The sequence below is a fragment of the Bradyrhizobium agreste genome (genome assembly GCF_016031625.1).
Taxonomy (GTDB): domain Bacteria; phylum Pseudomonadota; class Alphaproteobacteria; order Rhizobiales; family Xanthobacteraceae; genus Bradyrhizobium; species Bradyrhizobium agreste.
Genome location: NZ_JACCHP010000064.1, coordinates 1 through 838, shown reverse-complemented (window position 1 = coordinate 838; position 838 = coordinate 1). Strand labels below are relative to the sequence as shown.

Sequence of the window (838 nt, the reverse complement as noted above, 5' to 3'; positions counted from 1 at the left end):
CTGGCTTTTGAACTGAGCAAAGCGAAATGGAAGCTCGGCGTGTTGCTGCCGGGCTCACAGAAGCTGAGCCGGTACACGATTGGTGGCGGTGATCTGGTGGCCTTGGCAGCGCGGCTTGCAGACGTGCGCAAGAAGGCTGCCGCGGATGGACGGCCGATACGCATATTGTCGTGCTACGAGGCAGGTCTCGACGGCCACTGGCTGCATCGCTGGCTGGCGCAGCAAGGCGTGATCAATCACGAGATCGATCCCTCCAGCATCGAGGTGAACCGTCGCGCACGGCGCGCCAAGACCGACCGGATCGATCTGGAGAAGCTGATGCGGACCTTCCTGGCCTATTTGCGCGGCGAGCCGCGGGTGTGCAGCATCGTCCACGTGCCGACGGTTGAGGACGAGGATCGCAAGCGCCGCACCCGCGAACGCGAGCGTCTGATCAAGGAGCGCACGGCTCACATCAACCGCATCAGGGGACTATTGCACGGACAGGGCATCCGCGACGTCCAGCCGCTCGCACGATCGTTCATCGCATGGCTTTCCAAGCTGCGCGCCGCACAGCCTGGTTCGCCGGAAGCGAGGATCAGTCAGCTCATCGAGCTCAAAGGCATCGGCCCGGTCGGCGGCCAGGAACTGGTCAACGAAGTGTTCTATCGCGCCTTCAACAACCGCCGTCAGGTCGGCAGCTATTTTGGCCTCACCGGCACGCCTTATGACAGCGGCGAGCGAAGCCGGGAGCAGGGCATCAGCAAGGCCGGCAACCGGCGGGCCCGTGAGCTCGCCATCGAGCTGGCGTGGCTATGGACAGTCCATCAACCGGACAGCGCGCTGACGCGCTGGTTCC

The 838-nt window shown here is 64.1% G+C and carries 1 protein-coding gene; it reads left to right on the top strand.

Going from position 1 to position 838, the window contains the following annotated elements; translation table 11 throughout:
• A partial coding sequence (locus HZZ13_RS36325) for a transposase (protein WP_197964213.1) occupies positions 1-838 on the top strand: 838 nt, incomplete at both ends.